The sequence below is a fragment of the Flavobacterium sp. GSP6 genome, from assembly GCF_003984855.1.
In the GTDB taxonomy this organism is placed as follows: Bacteria; Bacteroidota; Bacteroidia; order Flavobacteriales; family Flavobacteriaceae; genus Flavobacterium.
Genome location: NZ_RYDO01000004.1, coordinates 75,106 through 91,518 on the forward strand (window position 1 = coordinate 75,106; position 16,413 = coordinate 91,518).

Here is a 16,413-nt window from a genome sequence, read left to right on the forward strand (position 1 = left end):
CTAATTATTTACTTTTACACCAATTAAAAAATAAGCATGAGTAATATTCTTGAAGTGAATAAAGTTGTCAAGCAATACGGTGATTATGTTGCGCTTAACCAGGTTTCATTAACGGTTCCTAAAGGAAGTATCTACGGACTTTTAGGTCCAAACGGAGCCGGAAAAACATCACTTATCCGAATAATAAACCAAATTACATTACCGGACAGTGGCGAAATTATTCTTGATGGCGAAAAACTGCAACCCAAACACGTTCAATATATAGGATATTTACCGGAAGAAAGAGGCTTGTACAACACGATGAAAGTAGGAGAACAATGCTTGTATTTAGCCCAGATGAAAGGGCTTTCTAAAGCTGAAGCCAAAAAACAACTGGAGTATTGGTTTGAAAAGTTTGAAATACAAGGCTGGTGGAACAAGAAAATCCAAGAACTTTCTAAGGGAATGGCTCAGAAAATTCAGTTCGTCGTGTGTGTGTTGCACAAACCAAAACTATTGATATTTGATGAACCTTTTTCTGGTTTTGATCCCGTGAATGCCACTATTATCAAAGAAGAAATTCTGGCGTTGCGAGAAGAAGGAGCCACCATAATTTTTTCGACACACCGCATGGAAAGCGTAGAAGAATTATGTGATCACATCGCTTTGATTCACAAATCAGATAAACTGATTGAAGGAAAACTGGACGATGTTAAAAGACAATTTAAAACCAATAGTTTTGAAGTGGGTATTTTATCGGATAATGCAACGGGATTGATGTCTGCTATTACACAGAAATTTAGCGTTGCTCCGGCACATTTTAAATCACTGAATAACGAGTTAAAACTGGAAATCCAACTCGGAAATGCTACGCCAAATGAATTATTGAATATCCTCACGCAATGTGGACAAGTAACACATTTTGTAGAAAAAATTCCAAGTGTAAATGATATTTTCATTCAAACAGTAACACAATAGATGGTCAGACTTCTTAGATTGTCAGACTTTTTACAGTTTCCTAATCTAATTGTTCTAAAAAAATCTAAGCAATTTAAAAATTTAAGCAGTCTAAAAAATGAGTATCATTTCATTAATCATAAAAAGAGAATTTATTACTAAAGTGCGTAATAAATCTTTTGTTGTAATGACTTTTTTAAGTCCGTTGTTATTTGTTGGGATAGCAGCATTTATAGGCTATTTAAGTTCCATGAAAGCGGATACCAAACGCATCGCCATTCATGATGAATCAGGTTTGTTCGTTAAAGAATTTATACTTAAAAACAAAAACAGCCAGTACAAATACCTCGATTTATCTCTTGTAGATTTAAAATTTTTGAAAGACAGCATCGCTGACGAGCGCTATGAAGGACTATTATATATTCCAAAGTCAGAACACACAAAGGATTTCGAAAATAAAATACAGTTTATTTCAAACAACAGTCCCAGTATTTCCTTTATAGAAAAAGTTCAGGATGTGATTGCCAATAAATTGACTAAAAACAATTTAGAAAAAGCACATTTAGATACGCTTGCCATAAAAAAAGCCCAGGCCCAAGTCAATATTAGTTTGACAAAAGCATCGGGTGAAGAGAGTGTCAAAGGACTTAACGAAATCAAAATTGGGATTGGTGGCGCATTTGGATACCTCATAATGATGTTCATAATCATCTACGGAAACATGGTGATGCGAAGTGTGATCGAAGAGAAAACCAGCCGAATTGTAGAGATTATTATATCCTCGGTCAAACCGTTTCAACTGATGATGGGCAAAATCATTGGAACTGCGCTAGCCGGATTGCTGCAGTTCCTTATTTGGGCTATCATTGGACTCTCATTAATGTTTGCAGCCTCAGTCTTTTTTGGGGTAAATGTGGGTCCAAGCTCCAGTGTTTCGCCTGAATTGATGCAAGCTGCACAGCAGGAAATGACTGGAACTGCCCAAATGTATATTAAGGAATTATGGAATCTGCCCATTGCAAATATCTTGATTGGATTCGTGATTTATTTCATCGGCGGTTATTTTTTGTACAGTTCGTTTTACGCAGCCATTGGTGCCGCAGTAGACAATCAGACGGACTCACAACAATTCCTTTTACCTATCATTATGCCATTGATGCTGAGTGTTTACGTTGGTTTTTTTACGGTTATCAATGATCCACACGGAACAATTGCCGTTATTTTTTCAATGATTCCGCTTACATCACCAATTGTTATGCTGATGCGAATTCCGTTTGGCGTACCTTTGTGGCAAATCGCCATTTCAGTAACGCTGCTATTTGGCACCTTCTTTTCTGTAGTTTGGTTTGCCGCAAAAATATACCGAATAGGAATACTAATGTATGGCAAGAAACCCACTTGGAGGGAATTATATAAATGGTTGAAATACTAATAGAAGTTTAATCGGTTATTTGGTTAACTGATTAACCCAATAAAGAAAAGAGATGTCAAAAATACTAATCATAGAAGATGAGGCCGCCATTCGAAGAGTACTTACAAAAATACTTTCGGAAGAAAATGATACTTATCAGGTGGAAGAAGCCGAAGATGGTCTTGCAGGTCTTGAAAAAATAAAAAATAACGATTACGATTTGGTTTTGTGCGACATCAAAATGCCTAAAATGGATGGTGTTGAGGTACTGGAAGCTGTAAAAAAAATCAAGCCCGAAATTCCTATGGTGATGATTTCTGGTCATGGCGATATGGAAACGGCTATCAATACAATGCGTTTGGGAGCCTTTGATTACATCTCAAAACCGCCCGATTTAAACCGATTGTTGAATACAGTTCGAAATGCTTTGGACAAAAAACAACTTGTAGTAGAGAACAAATTTCTGAAGAAAAAAGTCAGCAAAAACTACGAAATGATTGGCGAAAGCGACGCCATCAATCACATTAAAGTGATGATTGAGAAAGTAGCCCAAACCGAAGCCAGAGTTTTAATTACGGGACCCAACGGTACCGGAAAAGAACTGGTTGCACATCAATTACATGAAAAAAGTGAGAGAGCTAACTTCCCTTTAATCGAAGTGAATTGTGCGGCTATACCATCGGAATTGATTGAAAGCGAATTATTTGGTCACGTAAAAGGAGCGTTTACCTCCGCAGTGAAAGACCGCGCAGGAAAATTTGAAGCGGCAGATAAAGGCACTATTTTCTTGGATGAAATTGGAGATATGAGTCTTTCGGCGCAAGCTAAAGTATTGCGTGCTTTACAGGAAAGTATGATTACCAGAGTGGGAGCGGACAAAGATATCAAAGTCGATGTTCGTGTAGTCGCGGCAACCAATAAAGATTTAAAAGTCGAAATTGCCGAAGGACGTTTCCGGGAAGATTTATACCATCGTTTGGCCGTGATTTTGATAAAAGTTCCGGGATTGAACGAAAGACGGGATGATATCCCGATGTTGATTGCTCATTTTGCCGAAAAAATTGCTTTGGAGCAAGGAAATGCGGTAAAAAAATTCTCTTCAGCAGCGATTCATTTATTGCAGGATTATGATTGGACAGGAAATATTCGGGAATTACGAAATGTAGTGGAGCGTTTGATTATCCTTGGCGGAAACGAAATTTCTGAGAATGATGTGAAGTTATTCGCATCTAAATAAAATTAATTTAATGATTTAAAAATTTAATGATTTAAAGATTAGGCAATAGCTTTAATCTTTTAATTTTTTAATTTTTAATCTTTCAATCTAAAATAAATGAAACTAAAAAAAATAAACCAAGCGTTACAACAAGCCCTGATTGAAAACGGTTTGACTGAGGCCAATGCAATTCAAAAAGAAACATTTTCGACACTAAAAAGTGGTTCGGATTGTATTATTATTGCACCAAAAGGAAGCGGGAAATCAACTACAATCGTGCTAAATGTAATTCAGAGATTGACAGGAGCAACCGAAGAATCGCCAAGGGCTTTGATAATTGTTGAAGACAAAGCGAAAGTATTGGAAATGGAATCCCTATTTGAAAAATATGGGAAGTATTCTAATTTAGAAGTCTATGGTGTTCATGACAAAGGAGATATGGAATACGATAAGAATTATATTTCCAGCGGAATTGACGTGTTGATAGGGACTCCAAATAAACTAAGTGAAATGTTTACTACGGCTGGTTATAATGTAAACCGATTAAAAATGCTTGTTCTTGATGATGCAGATCCAATTTTGAAATTGCGTCATGAGACAAAAATCATGCGTATTTCGAATAGCATTGTCAAAACCCAACGTATTATTTTGTCGGAACAATTCACCGAGCGAATAGAGGTTCTTGCTGAAAAAATGCTGGTGGAGCCTTTTGAATTCGATTTTGATGGAGAAGAGGAAGAGGAAGAGGAGGAAGATTTAGAACCTGAAGTTGGAGATGACTTCCATAGCTAGAAGAAAATAAATAATTTATACTCCTTATGCTCCGCAAAGTTTTTAACTTTGAGGGGCTGTGGTTCAGTCTATGCTCCGCAAAGTTTTAACTTTGAGGAGGTGTGGTTCAGTCTCAGACTGAAGTAATAATGATATGAAAGAAGGCTAGATTACTTGCTCCGCAAAGTTTTTAACTTTGAGGAGGTGTAGTCAAGTCTCAGACTGAAATAATAACGATATGAAAGAAGGCTACATTATCCGAGACCAATCAAAACCTCATTTTATTACGGCAACAGTTGTAGATTGGGTAGATGTGTTTTCTAGAAAAAATTACAAAGATTGCATTATTGAAAGCTTGGATTTTTGCATAAAAAACAAAGGGATGATTTTGTATGGATTTGTAATTATGTCCAATCATATTCATTTGATTATTCAATCCGAAGAAAGTAAATTATCTGATTTGATTAGAGATTTCAAAAAGTTTACGGCAAAGACTATTTTGAATAAAATAGAAAACGGACCGGAAAGTCGCGCAGACTGGATGTTAAAACGATTTGAATTTGCTTGTAAAAGTCATACGCGTAATGAAAAATATCAGTTTTGGCAATATGGCAGCCATCCCGAAGAAATCTTTTCTGAAAAATTTATGTGGTCTAAATTAGATTATATCCACATGAACCCAATACGAGCGGGAATAGTTATTAAAGCGTCACATTATTGCTATTCAAGTGCATCAAATTATGTAAATGATGAAGGAATCATAGCAATTACAAAAGTTGACAATCCAGTAATAGATGTTTTAAAACCGTCTTCAATAACGAATAATTTTATTTGGTAACGAGGTCAAAATAAAATAGGGAAAACTATTAGATTATAAATAACAAGGTCAGGAGACCTTTAACGCATCCTCAAAGTTGGAAACTTTGCGGAGCTGGATATTACATTAAAAATAATAAGGTCAGGAGACCTTTTACGCATCCTTAAAGTTGGAAACTTTGCGGAGCTAAGAACAGGATATTAGATTATAAATATTAAGGTCAGGAGATCTTTAACGCATCCTCAAAGTTGGAAATTTTGCGGGGCTAAGAACAGATATTACATTGAAAATAATAAGGTCAGGAGACCTTTAACGCATCCTCAAAGTTGGAAAGTTTGCGGAGCTAAGAACAGATATTACATTGAAAATAATAAGGTCAGGAGACCTTTAACGCATCCTCAAAGTTGGAAAGTTTGCGGAGCTAAGAACAGATATTACATTGAAAATAACAAGGTCAGGAGACCTTTTACGCATCCTCAAAGTTGGAAATTTTGCGGAGCTAAGAACAGATATTACATTAAAAATAATAAGGTCAGGAGATCTTTAACGCATCCTCAAAGTTGGGAATTTTGCGGAGCTAATCAAAATAAAATAGGGAAACTATTAAATTATAAATAATAAGGTCAGGAGACATTTAACGCATCCTCAAAGTTGGAAACTTTGCGGAGCTAAACAATTAAATAAAGAGTAAAATGGGATTAATGAAAGTGTTTTCGGGAAGTGAAATTTTAGCAATGGCGTTACAAGAAAAAATCGAAGCGATTGGTGTAAATGTAGTAGTGAAAAACAATATACAATCGGCTCGATTGGGAGGATTTGGAAATTCAGATTTAGCGGTTGAATTGTTTGTTCAGGAAACCGAGTTTGCAAAAGTAAACCCCGTTATTGAAGAATTCAGAATGAGTATTTAAATTAGTATATTTGCTATTCAAATACGGCTATAAGACGGATATAACTGCGAAAAAAAATAGAATTGATGGATTGATTACTTCACATCGATCATGAACGTAAACTGAGAAAATAATAGTGTTTAAATCTGTTTTAGACCAGAAATTTGTTGCTCATACTATAGCTGTTATACAGTTTATAAAGAAGCTGATAGATGAATTTTATCAGAAAAACATACAACTATTGAGGATTTAGAGAAAGAAATGGAGAAATGGTAATATGCAAAAGCCAATTACCATACTTTAGTATAATGAAGCGAAAGCCGATTTAAAATTAATAGTTGAATTGATTAAATTAAAATCTCTTCAAGGAGCGAGAAATGGTATCAGAGATATTGTAATTCAAAGTAAAAATATTCATTTTGTGGAACAATATCAACTTGATGAATTCTTGGGAGAACCATACAGAAGAATGATTATTCTAACGTATAAAATTATTTATAAAATTCATTCTGAAATGAAAATTCGTATTCTTCAAATTTTTGACAATCGTCAGAATTCAATCAAATTGAAAAAGTAATTTGTGAATCCGCAGTAATTGAAACTACTACGTTTAAAAAATAAAAATGAAATATAAAATGTTGGTTTTGGACATGGATGATACTTTGTTGAACGATGATCATACCATTTCAGACGAGAATAAAGGGATGTTGGCTAAGGCGCAGGAATTAGGGGTTTATGTTATTCTGGCTTCTGGGCGACCTACACCTGCAATGATTGCCTACGCCAAAGAGCTACAATTGGATAATTCCTACATGATATCCTACAACGGGGCAGTAATTACCGATTTAAAGGAAGATAAAATTATTTTTGAGCAAATGTTGACACAAAAGCAAATCCATGAATTGTACGATTATAGTATAAAAAGTAAGACACATATTATTACCTATATTGACGGTAAAATTGTAAGTGAAACGGATTCTGAATACATAGAAATTGAAAAGAAAATTACCGGTTTAGCCCATAATAAAGTGGTGAGTTTTAAAGAGGAAGTGCAGTCTTCAGCTGTAAAATGTATTTTATTGCAAGAGCCAAGTTATCTTAAAGAAGTAGAAAAAGACCTGAAAATCGATATGCCGCATCTAAGTGTCAGCATGTCTAAGCCGTTTTTTCTGGAAGTAGCACAAAATGGAATTGATAAAGGAGCCAGTATTGAATTTTTAGCCAAAAAATTAAATATTCTGCAAAGTGAAATTATTGCTGTTGGAAATGCAGGGAATGATTTAACCATGATTGAATATGCTGGATTGGGTATTTGGGTGGATAATGTGGATCCTGAATTAAGACACAGAGGAGATTTTATCGTGGCATCAAATAATAATCATGGAGTGGCTGAGGTGGTAAGACGGTTTATATTGAACTAAGATTTTTTTTAGGAGTTTTACAACTAATATAAAAATCAAGGTATTGTTGTAATCTTTGTAGGAGACCTGTTCGAATTTCTAAAAGCTTTTCTCTTTTTGTCTCAGTTCAGTAGTTTTTGAAGCAATTGCATATTCCTTCTTGTATTGTTTCTGAACGGCGTTAAAAAGCACTTGTAAAAGGTGGTGTCAGAAAAAATTCCTTTTGGGTTGTAAATTTATTTTAGCAATTTTATGCATAGAGTACAGATAAATTAAATTCATACTGAGCAAAATTCACTAAATGGTTTGCTGTATTAGTTTTAATTGCAATAATGGATGCCGTAGCACTTTTGAATTAAAATCCTTGGTAAACAGGAACTCAATATTGCTCATTTGAAACGCAAAATCAGGACTGGAAGCGTTATGAATACTATTGATTTTATATTCCCAATTTGAGTAGCGCTAGATTGAAAATCGGAAAGCTGCATTTGGTACTTATCATGCCATTCAACAATGTTTTGAGCATTTGCTTGAATTGCATTAAAAAGGAATGTAACTAAAATTATTTCTTTCATCTTTTGAGTCTAAATTAGTCGACTTCACGATGCTAGTATATAGAAAATTATTGATTTCATTTTCCAGAATATTGTTCGTAAATTTGCACTCTTAATTTTTTGACAACGATTTCATTAATTGAGTTATCTTATGGAAAACAGAAAAAAAGTTGCTTTTTATACACTAGGTTGTAAACTGAATTTTTCAGAAACGTCAACAATTGCCCGTACCCTGCAAGACGAGGGTTTTGATCGGGTAGGTTTTGAGGAAGTGGCTGATATGTATGTGATTAATACGTGTTCCGTTACGGAAAACGCGGATAAGCAGTTCAAGCAAGTTGTGCGAAAAGCGATGAAGTTGAACAATAAAGCCTTTGTAGCGGCGGTGGGTTGTTATGCGCAATTGAAACCCGAAGAATTAGCGAGTGTTGATGGAGTCGATTTAGTCCTTGGTGCTACCGAAAAATTTAAATTGACCGATTATATCAATGATTTGTCGAAAAATGATTTTGGTGAAGTACACTCCTGCGAGATTTCCGAAGCTGATTTTTATGTGGGAAGTTACTCGATTGGGGATAGAACCCGTGCGTTTTTGAAAGTACAGGACGGTTGTGATTACAAATGTACTTATTGCACAATTCCATTAGCAAGAGGAATTTCCAGAAGTGATGAACTGGAAAATGTATTGAAAAATGCAGCCGAAATTTCGAAACAAAACATCAAGGAAATTGTGCTTACCGGCGTAAATATTGGTGATTACGGAAAAGGGGAATTTGGTAATAAAAAACACGAACATACTTTCCTGGAATTGGTTCGGGAATTAGACAAAGTAGAAGGAATAGAAAGATTGCGAATATCCTCTATTGAACCGAATTTATTGAAAAATGAAACGATTGAATTTGTATCAAAAAGCAGAACTTTTGTGCCGCATTTTCATATTCCGTTGCAGTCTGGAAGCAATGATATTTTGAAATTAATGAAGCGTCGGTACCAACGTGAAATTTATACTGAAAGGGTAAATAAAATTCGGGAAGTGATGCCGCATGCTTGCATTGGCGTGGATGTGATTGTGGGTTTCCCTGGAGAAACAGACGAGCATTTCCTGGAAACCTATCATTTCGTGAATGATATGGATATTTCGTATTTGCACGTTTTTACCTATTCTGAACGTGATAATACTGAGGCAGCAACCATGGCAGGTATTGTTCCTGCTAATGTTCGGGCTAAACGCAGTAAAATGATGCGCAGTTTATCCGTCAAAAAACGCCGTGCTTTTTATGAAAGTCAGTTGGGAACTAATAGAACTGTTTTGTTCGAAAGTGAAAATAAAGAAGGCTATATTCACGGGTTTACGGAAAACTATGTGAAAGTAAAAACCCCCTGGAATCCGGAATTAGTAAATACATTACAAAAAATCAATTTGACAAAAATTGATGAAGACGGTAGTGTCCGAATGGAATTTGTTACAACTTTGGTTTAATTAGTTTTTAAACATATAAGTCATATAAGCAAAAGATTAAAAACCATTAAGGGATTAAGTTCATTAAGTTAAACGCTTAATTTTCTTAATCCCTTAATGCTTTTTTTTTACTAGATATTGGTCATTCGACTTTAAGACTTATGACTTCCGAATACTTTTAAGGATTTGTAGACCAAATACTGCTGTTTTTAATGAAAACGCGTCGGTTAAGTTTGAGTTGTGCGATGATTAACTCTGCCATATCTTCTGCTTGCATGACTTTTTCCGGATTCCCGTCGGTCAGTTTTAAATCTTTGGCCATTTCCGTGGCAACCGTACTTGGGGTTAAGGCCGTTACACGAATATTGTGTTTACGCACTTCCTGCATCAACGATTCCGTTAATCCTAAAACGGCAAATTTTGAGGCACTGTAAGCGCTTGTCAATGCATTGCCACTTAATCCGGCTGTGGAAGAAATGTTGATGATGTCCCCGGTTTGTCTTTCGATCATATTGGGTAAAACGGCGCGAGTTACATAATAGGTTCCCATTAAGTTTACCTGAATGATGCGTTCCCAATCCGTAGGTTCTAATTCTAAAAATTTTCCAAAAGCGGCTATTCCGGCATTGTTGATTAGAATATCAATGGTTCCAAATTCAGCCAATGCTTGCTCAACGGCAGCGTTTACCGAGTTGATATCAGCAACATCAGCAGTTATTGCAAGTGCTTTTACGCGCAACGAACGCACTTTTGCCGCTACGCTGTCTATTTCATCCTGTGTTCTGGCAATCAAAATTACATTAACACCTTCTTTGGCTAGGGCCAAAGCGATTGCTTTACCAATTCCTTTTCCTGCGCCGGTGATCAGGGCATTTTTATTTTTTAAATCTGTCATTTGGAGAATTATTTTAGGCCAATAAAAGGCTAAGTTTACTGTAAAAGTAGTCCGTTTTACATTTGAAATCTATTTTGATTTTCTATTTAATCTAAATTTAACGTTCTGTTATTTTGACAGCAACGAACATTTTTTAATCAAATGGACTTTATTTTTTGTCCAATGTCAGTTTGTAAATTTCGGTTTCTAAAACCTCGGTATCTTTGTCTTCACAGAGCAGAAATTCTATTTTTTCTTTTGAATTGGCGTATAAAGTCAACCCCTCGAATTTATGGGTGCTGCTAATTTTTTGTGTGAAATCGATTTTCATGGTTGTCAGGTTGATGCTTCCAATAAGACTTCCTAAAATTTCGCCATCCTCATAAGTAGATTTGGTATCTTCGGCTGTGGCCAAAAAATAAATGCTGTTGTCGACTAAAACGGCATCGGTAAAACTACTTCGTACTCCTTGTATTTTTGGGAGTTTGTAGTTGTTTGAAAGAATAGCGAAATCAGTAGTGAGGTTTTTTCCTTCGATGGTAAAAAGGACATTCTTATTGGCGCTTCCGTTGCCACGATTCACTAAAAACCAACTTTTGCCATTGTAGACGGCACCTTCAATGTTGAAATCTTCGGCTTTTATTTCCCCGAAACTTTGCAGCGCTGCATATAAATTAGTGATATCATTTGTGGCAGTTACTCTTTTATGGCTGGAGTTGATTTGAATCATTTTGTTCCTTTTTTCGGTGGAACCGGAGCCAAAAACATACACGCTGTCTTCAAAATGGGTTATGGCTTCAAAATCAGCTTTGTCTTTTTTTGGCGTGTTCTCTGTAGGATTTTCCAGTAGCGGATAGCGTTTTAAATCCTTGGAATCGATGTGATATTCGTAAAGAAAGCCGCTGTTGTCGCCAATAATCAGTAGCAAATTGTCTTTGTAAACAAGTCCTGATGCGGAACCAATGCCGATAATTTGAAACAGTAATTCGAGTGTGAATTTTTCCATTGTATATGTTTTGAAAACAAGTGCCTAGCCCAGATAATAGTGGAAATCCTTTTATTATTTTTCTTTAAAATAATAAAAGATTGCAACGAATAGCTGGAATATGCTCCTAAAATTCATCAGGATTAATCCTTATAGTTTGTTACATTTGAGTTGCAAAGATAAATTATTTGTTATGAAATCTATAAATCCCGATGATTTTAAAGTGATTGGCAAAATGGAGCGAGTTGCAGGATGTGATGCATGCGCACAACAGGTTCTGGTTTTGATTTGTTTGCAAGGCATGGATACATCGTTAAGTGTAGCCTGATTCGGGAAGTTTGCGGTTTTTAACCGAATGCAAAATAACGTTATAGTTTGAAACCATAAGCCACACGAACGCCAACTTGTCCTACACCTTCTCCTAGAGTTCCATTGTTATTCACTCTAGGAAAATCAGAATAGTGCTCATATCGCAAAGAGATATCAATGTATTTTGTAGCGTAACCAATACTTGGCGCTACGATTAATGAGGTTTCATTATAACCGTTAGTCACTGCAAAAGCAGCACCGGCTTCTCCCATTACATAAAATTGATCGTCCCATATAAAAGCTTTAAAACCTGCTTTTGCCGGAATAAACCCTAGATCAGATCCATCAGCTTTACTTACAAATAAGTTGTTGAAACCAGTTGTTACGGTTACAGAATATCGTTTTGATAAATCATATTGTAATCTGGCATCGGCTCCTAAAGTTAATTTGTATGGATCATTTACGGAATATCCACCATTTACACCAACTCCTAAACGGAATCCTTGATCATAGTGCTCTACTTTGGTTGTTTCTTGAGCTTGTACATTATTTGCAAACATCATTACGATGGTACATGCAAATGCGATTTTCATTTTTTCTGTGATTTTCATAATTGTATTTTTTAAATTTATATTCTGTTTTGTAGGTTAAACTGCCCCCAAAACAACATATCAAAAGTAACAGTACCAATGCTGAAAAAGTTATACAATTATTTCGTTTTGTTATAGAATTTATAACTTGCAGCCTGTTTCACTAAAAAAGTAGTGATATATATCAAATAGTAGTGATGCAATTGAAAGCTTCTAATTATATTTGCCATCAAAAAAGCAAAAAGTGAATTTATCCCAATACTTCAAAGAGTTTTCTTATAATATAAGATTAGCGTATCCCATAATTTTAGGAATGTTGGGACATACCTTAATAGGGATTGTTGACAATTTCATGGTAGGAAAATTAGGGTCTACGGAGCTGGCGGCGGTATCACTGGGAAACAGTTTCATCTTTATTGCGTTATCGATAGGAATAGGATTTTCAACAGCAATTACTCCTTTAGTTGCAGAAGCTGATGCGGAAAAAGAGGAGGATAAAATCCGTTCTATTTTTCACCATGGATTGCTTTTATGTACAGTTCTTGGAGTCGCTTTATTTATTCTGACCGTTTTGTCCAAACAAATTATGTACTTGATGCACCAACCCAAAGAAGTGGCTGACATGGCTGCTCCGTACATTGACTGGGTTGCTTTTTCTTTGATTCCGGTAATAATATACCAGGGATACAAACAATTTGCGGATGGTTTAGCAAAAACTAAATATTCTATGTATGCCATACTTATGGCTAATGTGGTGCATATTTTTTTTAACTATGTTCTTATTTATGGCATTTGGATTTTTCCTAAATTAGGTATTCTTGGGGCGGCTTTAGGAACTGTCATTTCAAGAATTATGATGGTCGTTTTTATGCATTATTTAATAAAAAGAAATGCAGCATTAAAACGATATTTCAAAAATTTCAGTTTCAAGGAAATACGAAAATCAGTGTTGAAAAAAATCATCAATCTTGGGTTGCCTTCAGCCATGCAAATGCTGTTTGAAGTAGCATTGTTTACCGCTGCTATTTGGCTTTCAGGTTCGATTGGAAAAAACAGTCAGGCCGCCAATCAAATAGCCCTCATCCTGTCATCATCAACATTTATGGTCGCTATGGGATTGAGTGTTGCCGCCATGATCCGCGTGAGTCATACCAAGGGAATGAATGATTACAAAGAATTGATTGTTGTAGCCCGTTCTATCTTTTTACTGGCTATAATTTTAGAAACATTTTTTGCCATTATTTTTGTGGCGTTTCATCAATACTTGCCACATTTATTTTTGAATATGTCTGATTCGGCTCAAATAATTGATAATTCTGAAATTATCACTATCACATCAAAATTACTGTTAGTAGCCGCTGTTTTTCAAATTTCAGATGGAATTCAAGTTGTTGTTCTTGGTGCTTTACGTGGCTTGCAAGATGTGAAAATCCCCATGTATATTACCTTTGTGTCCTATTGGGTTATTGGTTTTCCAATTTCCTACTATCTGGGAAACTATACCAATCTAAAAGCAGTTGGAATTTGGATCGGGCTTTTGGCAGGATTGACGGCAGCCGCTTTATTTTTGTATATTCGCTTTGCAAGATTGACAAGAAAGTTGGTAATGCAAAGCGAGAATAAATAAAACAATAAATACTTAACTATTAAATTCATGGAATTACCAAAATTTTTACTGGGCGACAACACCGATTTTCCTGAAGATATTTTTATCATTCATTTGGATTATCCCCGATTTATTATCAATCTGAAAGACGATGAAGTCGAATTTATCGAAGAAGCCGAAGATCTGGATGAAGGCGAACTAAATGCAGAAATGGAAGGATTAATTATTCTTGCCAATGAGTTTTACGATAGAGAAATCAAACTTTACGAGGAGTAAATCTATTTTTTAAAATAGGTTTCTAATAATTTTTGAGCGGCTGCAAAGGGTGAAATTTCATCATTTTGCACCGCTTTTTTAGTTGCATTCATTGATGCTTGAATTTCCGGATTATTGTAAAAATTAGTTTTTAATTGTTCGTTGATGGTTTCTAACATCCAATATTGGTTTTGTTCTTTCCGTTTTTCAAAGAAATAATTATTGACTTTAGTAAGTTCCAGAAATTTATGAATGGTTTCCCAAACTTCCGCTATTCCTTCGTGACTTATGGAGCTACAGGTAGAAGTGGTAGGGATCCAGCCTGATTTTTTAGCCGGAAAAAGATGCAGAGCTCTCTTGAATTCCAGTTTGGCTAATTGAGCTTTTCGGATATTGTCTCCATCGGCTTTATTAATTACGATGGCATCAGCCATTTCCATAATACCGCGTTTTATTCCTTGTAAATCATCACCAGCCCCGGTAATTTTTAACAACAAAAAGAAATCTACCATGCTGTGTACTGCGGTTTCACTTTGACCAACACCCACCGTTTCGATCAATATAGTGTCAAAACCGCAGGCTTCACAAAGCGTGATGGTTTCCCTGGTTTTTCGGGCTACTCCACCTAGGGTTTCCCCAGAAGCAGATGGTCTGATGTATGCATTTTTGTCTTTAACCAATTCCTCCATTCGGGTTTTATCACCTAAAATACTTCCGTGCGAAATGGTACTGCTCGGATCTACTGCCAAAACAGCTACTTTCTTTCCTAAACTGGTCAAGTGCAAACCAAAGGCTTCAATAAAAGTGCTTTTTCCTACTCCGGGAACCCCTGTTATTCCTATTCTGACGGATTTATTGGCGTGAGGCAAACAAGCATTTATGACTTCATTGGCTTTCGCTAAATGGTTGGTGTTTGTACTTTCTACTAACGTAATGGCACGACTCAAAGCTGTGATATTTCCCGCTAATATACCGCTAAAGAGTTCGTTAGATGAAGGCTGTATTTTTCTAAATTGCTGGATATGTTCCACCGCTGCAGCACTGATAGCTTCAGGAGAAGAAATCCCAGGTTTTTCGTTAAGGGCAGAATGAAGTAGTTTTTTATTTGGCAAAGCAGCTTTTTTTAAAAGTAAAATTAATAAAAAAGGATGGTGAATGAATGGTGATTTGCATAAAATATCAAATTGATCGTGATCAGGCTTTTGATGCACAGCTAAATCAATAATTTTATTTTTTGAATTGAGTTTATAAAGGATTTGTCAATATCTTTGCACCATTATGAATAATTTTATCTTGATTTTTGTTTTTTTATTCCTCGGTATTGTGCTGCAAAATATAAAAGCATTCCCTGTTATTAGTGTTTACAAGCTGTTAAATAAGCTTGTTATTTATATTTGCCTTCCGGCTCTGGCCTTGTATTATATTCCAAAAATAGACTGGAGTCCTGAATTGTTATTCCCTATTGGGGTAGCCTGGATTGGATTTGTAGTTTCCTATTTGTTTTTTAGTTTTTTAGGAAACAAATTTGGCTGGTCTAAGAAACTCACTGGGTGTTTAATTATCACGGCTGGTTTAGGGAACACATCTTTTTTAGGTTTTCCAATAATTGAAGCATTATACGGTGAAGAAGGTTTGAAAACGGCTATTTTAGTAGATCAGCCCGGTTCTTTTGTAGTGCTTTCGACCTTAGGGATTCTGGTGGCAACAGTATACTCTACCGGAAGTCCAAATGGTGTTCAAATTGCCAAGAAGATTCTGTTTTTTCCACCTTTTATAACTTTTTTAGTAGCCTGTTTGATGAATGTTTGTAATGTGGATTTCCATGAGTACATCCAAGTTCTATTTCAAAAAATGGGAAGTGCAGTAACTCCTTTGGCTTTGCTATCGGTTGGTTTGCAATTGCGTTTTGAACGGAAAAGCCAGCACTGGAAGTTTTTAGGACTGGGCCTTTTGTATAAATTAATTTTGACCCCGGCTCTTATTTATGTGTTGTATGTATTGATTTTGCAACAGCATTCTAAAATTATTCAAGTTGCTATTTTAGAGTCGGCTATGGCCCCAATGATTACAGCTTGTATTTTAGCTTCTACGCACGGTTTAAAACCTCGATTGAGCAGTATGATGATCGGTTTTGGAATACCACTATCTTTTATCACGTTGTTGTTTTGGTATTTTTTGGTTCAATTGGTGTAATTTCTCGGTTGCTAAAGAAAAACGATAAACTAGCCTCACTTACTTCATTCCAATATCGGAAAGGATGGTGATACGTTGGTATAGGACTATGATTTCGCACTGCTTTGAAAGAAAAAAAGTTGATTTTAGTTTGAAATCCAGAAAAAG

17 protein-coding genes are annotated in these 16,413 nt (G+C 35.6%); 12 read left to right on the forward strand and 5 right to left on the reverse strand.

The features are described 5' to 3' along the window. Positions 1-36: 36 nt before the first annotated feature. From EKM03_RS06220 to EKM03_RS06250, 7 genes are all read left to right on the forward strand, one after another. On the forward strand, positions 37-957 hold the full coding sequence (locus EKM03_RS06220; protein WP_126555245.1) for an ABC transporter ATP-binding protein: 921 nt from the start codon (positions 37-39) through the stop codon (positions 955-957). A gap of 97 nt (positions 958-1,054) precedes the next feature. Then, positions 1,055-2,368, forward strand: coding sequence for an ABC transporter permease (locus EKM03_RS06225; RefSeq protein ID WP_126555242.1), 1,314 nt, complete (start codon positions 1,055-1,057; stop codon positions 2,366-2,368). A gap of 52 nt (positions 2,369-2,420) precedes the next feature. Continuing rightward, a complete protein-coding gene (locus EKM03_RS06230) occupies positions 2,421-3,584 on the forward strand; it encodes a sigma-54 dependent transcriptional regulator (RefSeq protein ID WP_126461194.1) in 1,164 nt (387 codons plus the stop codon). Between the two features lie 96 nt (positions 3,585-3,680). Then, positions 3,681-4,355, forward strand: coding sequence for a DEAD/DEAH box helicase (locus tag EKM03_RS06235; RefSeq protein ID WP_126453715.1), 675 nt, complete (start codon positions 3,681-3,683; stop codon positions 4,353-4,355). Between the two features lie 217 nt (positions 4,356-4,572). Next, complete coding sequence (locus EKM03_RS06240; protein WP_126740034.1) at positions 4,573-5,172, forward strand: transposase; 600 nt, start codon at positions 4,573-4,575, stop codon at positions 5,170-5,172. Between the two features lie 671 nt (positions 5,173-5,843). After that, complete coding sequence (locus tag EKM03_RS06245; RefSeq protein WP_113633582.1) at positions 5,844-6,062, forward strand: DUF2007 domain-containing protein; 219 nt, start codon at positions 5,844-5,846, stop codon at positions 6,060-6,062. Between the two features lie 602 nt (positions 6,063-6,664). Continuing rightward, entirely contained in the window at positions 6,665-7,462 is a 798-nt protein-coding gene (locus EKM03_RS06250; RefSeq protein ID WP_126740035.1) for a Cof-type HAD-IIB family hydrolase, read from the forward strand. Positions 7,463-7,830: 368 nt separating this feature from the next. Here EKM03_RS06250 and EKM03_RS06255 read toward each other — a convergent pair whose 3' ends face one another. Then, the gene (locus EKM03_RS06255; protein ID WP_126740036.1) at positions 7,831-8,016 is read right to left on the reverse strand and encodes a hypothetical protein; all 186 of its coding nucleotides are present in this window, start codon (positions 8,014-8,016) and stop codon (positions 7,831-7,833) included. Positions 8,017-8,146: 130 nt separating this feature from the next. Between EKM03_RS06255 and mtaB the strand changes: the two genes are divergently transcribed. Beyond that, on the forward strand, positions 8,147-9,475 hold the full coding sequence (gene mtaB, locus EKM03_RS06260) for a tRNA (N(6)-L-threonylcarbamoyladenosine(37)-C(2))-methylthiotransferase MtaB (protein WP_126740037.1): 1,329 nt from the start codon (positions 8,147-8,149) through the stop codon (positions 9,473-9,475). 157 nt (positions 9,476-9,632) lie between these two features. Here mtaB and EKM03_RS06265 read toward each other — a convergent pair whose 3' ends face one another. Both EKM03_RS06265 and EKM03_RS06270 read right to left on the reverse strand, forming a co-directional pair. Beyond that, positions 9,633-10,349, reverse strand: coding sequence for a 3-ketoacyl-ACP reductase (locus EKM03_RS06265; RefSeq protein WP_126461175.1), 717 nt, complete (start codon positions 10,347-10,349; stop codon positions 9,633-9,635). Positions 10,350-10,497: 148 nt separating this feature from the next. Beyond that, positions 10,498-11,334, reverse strand: a complete 837-nt coding sequence (locus tag EKM03_RS06270) for a hypothetical protein (RefSeq protein ID WP_126740038.1) — start codon at positions 11,332-11,334, stop codon at positions 10,498-10,500. Between the two features lie 172 nt (positions 11,335-11,506). Here EKM03_RS06270 and EKM03_RS15405 point away from each other — a divergent pair, with 172 nt between their 5' ends. Next, positions 11,507-11,641, forward strand: coding sequence for a hypothetical protein (locus EKM03_RS15405; protein WP_255416325.1), 135 nt, complete (start codon positions 11,507-11,509; stop codon positions 11,639-11,641). Positions 11,642-11,681: 40 nt separating this feature from the next. Here EKM03_RS15405 and EKM03_RS06280 read toward each other — a convergent pair whose 3' ends face one another. After that, entirely contained in the window at positions 11,682-12,233 is a 552-nt protein-coding gene (locus EKM03_RS06280) for a hypothetical protein (RefSeq protein ID WP_126461169.1), read from the reverse strand. Positions 12,234-12,456: 223 nt separating this feature from the next. On the opposite strand from EKM03_RS06280, the gene EKM03_RS06285 reads away from it, so the two are divergent. Both EKM03_RS06285 and EKM03_RS06290 read left to right on the forward strand, forming a co-directional pair. Next, positions 12,457-13,839, forward strand: a complete 1,383-nt coding sequence (locus EKM03_RS06285; protein ID WP_126740040.1) for an MATE family efflux transporter — start codon at positions 12,457-12,459, stop codon at positions 13,837-13,839. Between the two features lie 27 nt (positions 13,840-13,866). After that, positions 13,867-14,094, forward strand: coding sequence for a hypothetical protein (locus tag EKM03_RS06290; protein ID WP_126461163.1), 228 nt, complete (start codon positions 13,867-13,869; stop codon positions 14,092-14,094). A 2-nt stretch (positions 14,095-14,096) separates the two neighbouring features. Here the strand turns inward: EKM03_RS06290 and meaB are convergent, their stop codons facing one another. Beyond that, complete coding sequence (gene meaB / locus EKM03_RS06295) at positions 14,097-15,185, reverse strand: methylmalonyl Co-A mutase-associated GTPase MeaB (RefSeq protein ID WP_126740080.1); 1,089 nt, start codon at positions 15,183-15,185, stop codon at positions 14,097-14,099. Between the two features lie 166 nt (positions 15,186-15,351). Here meaB and EKM03_RS06300 point away from each other — a divergent pair, with 166 nt between their 5' ends. Further along, entirely contained in the window at positions 15,352-16,266 is a 915-nt protein-coding gene (locus tag EKM03_RS06300; protein WP_126453692.1) for an AEC family transporter, read from the forward strand. The last annotated feature ends 147 nt before the right edge of the window (positions 16,267-16,413 follow it).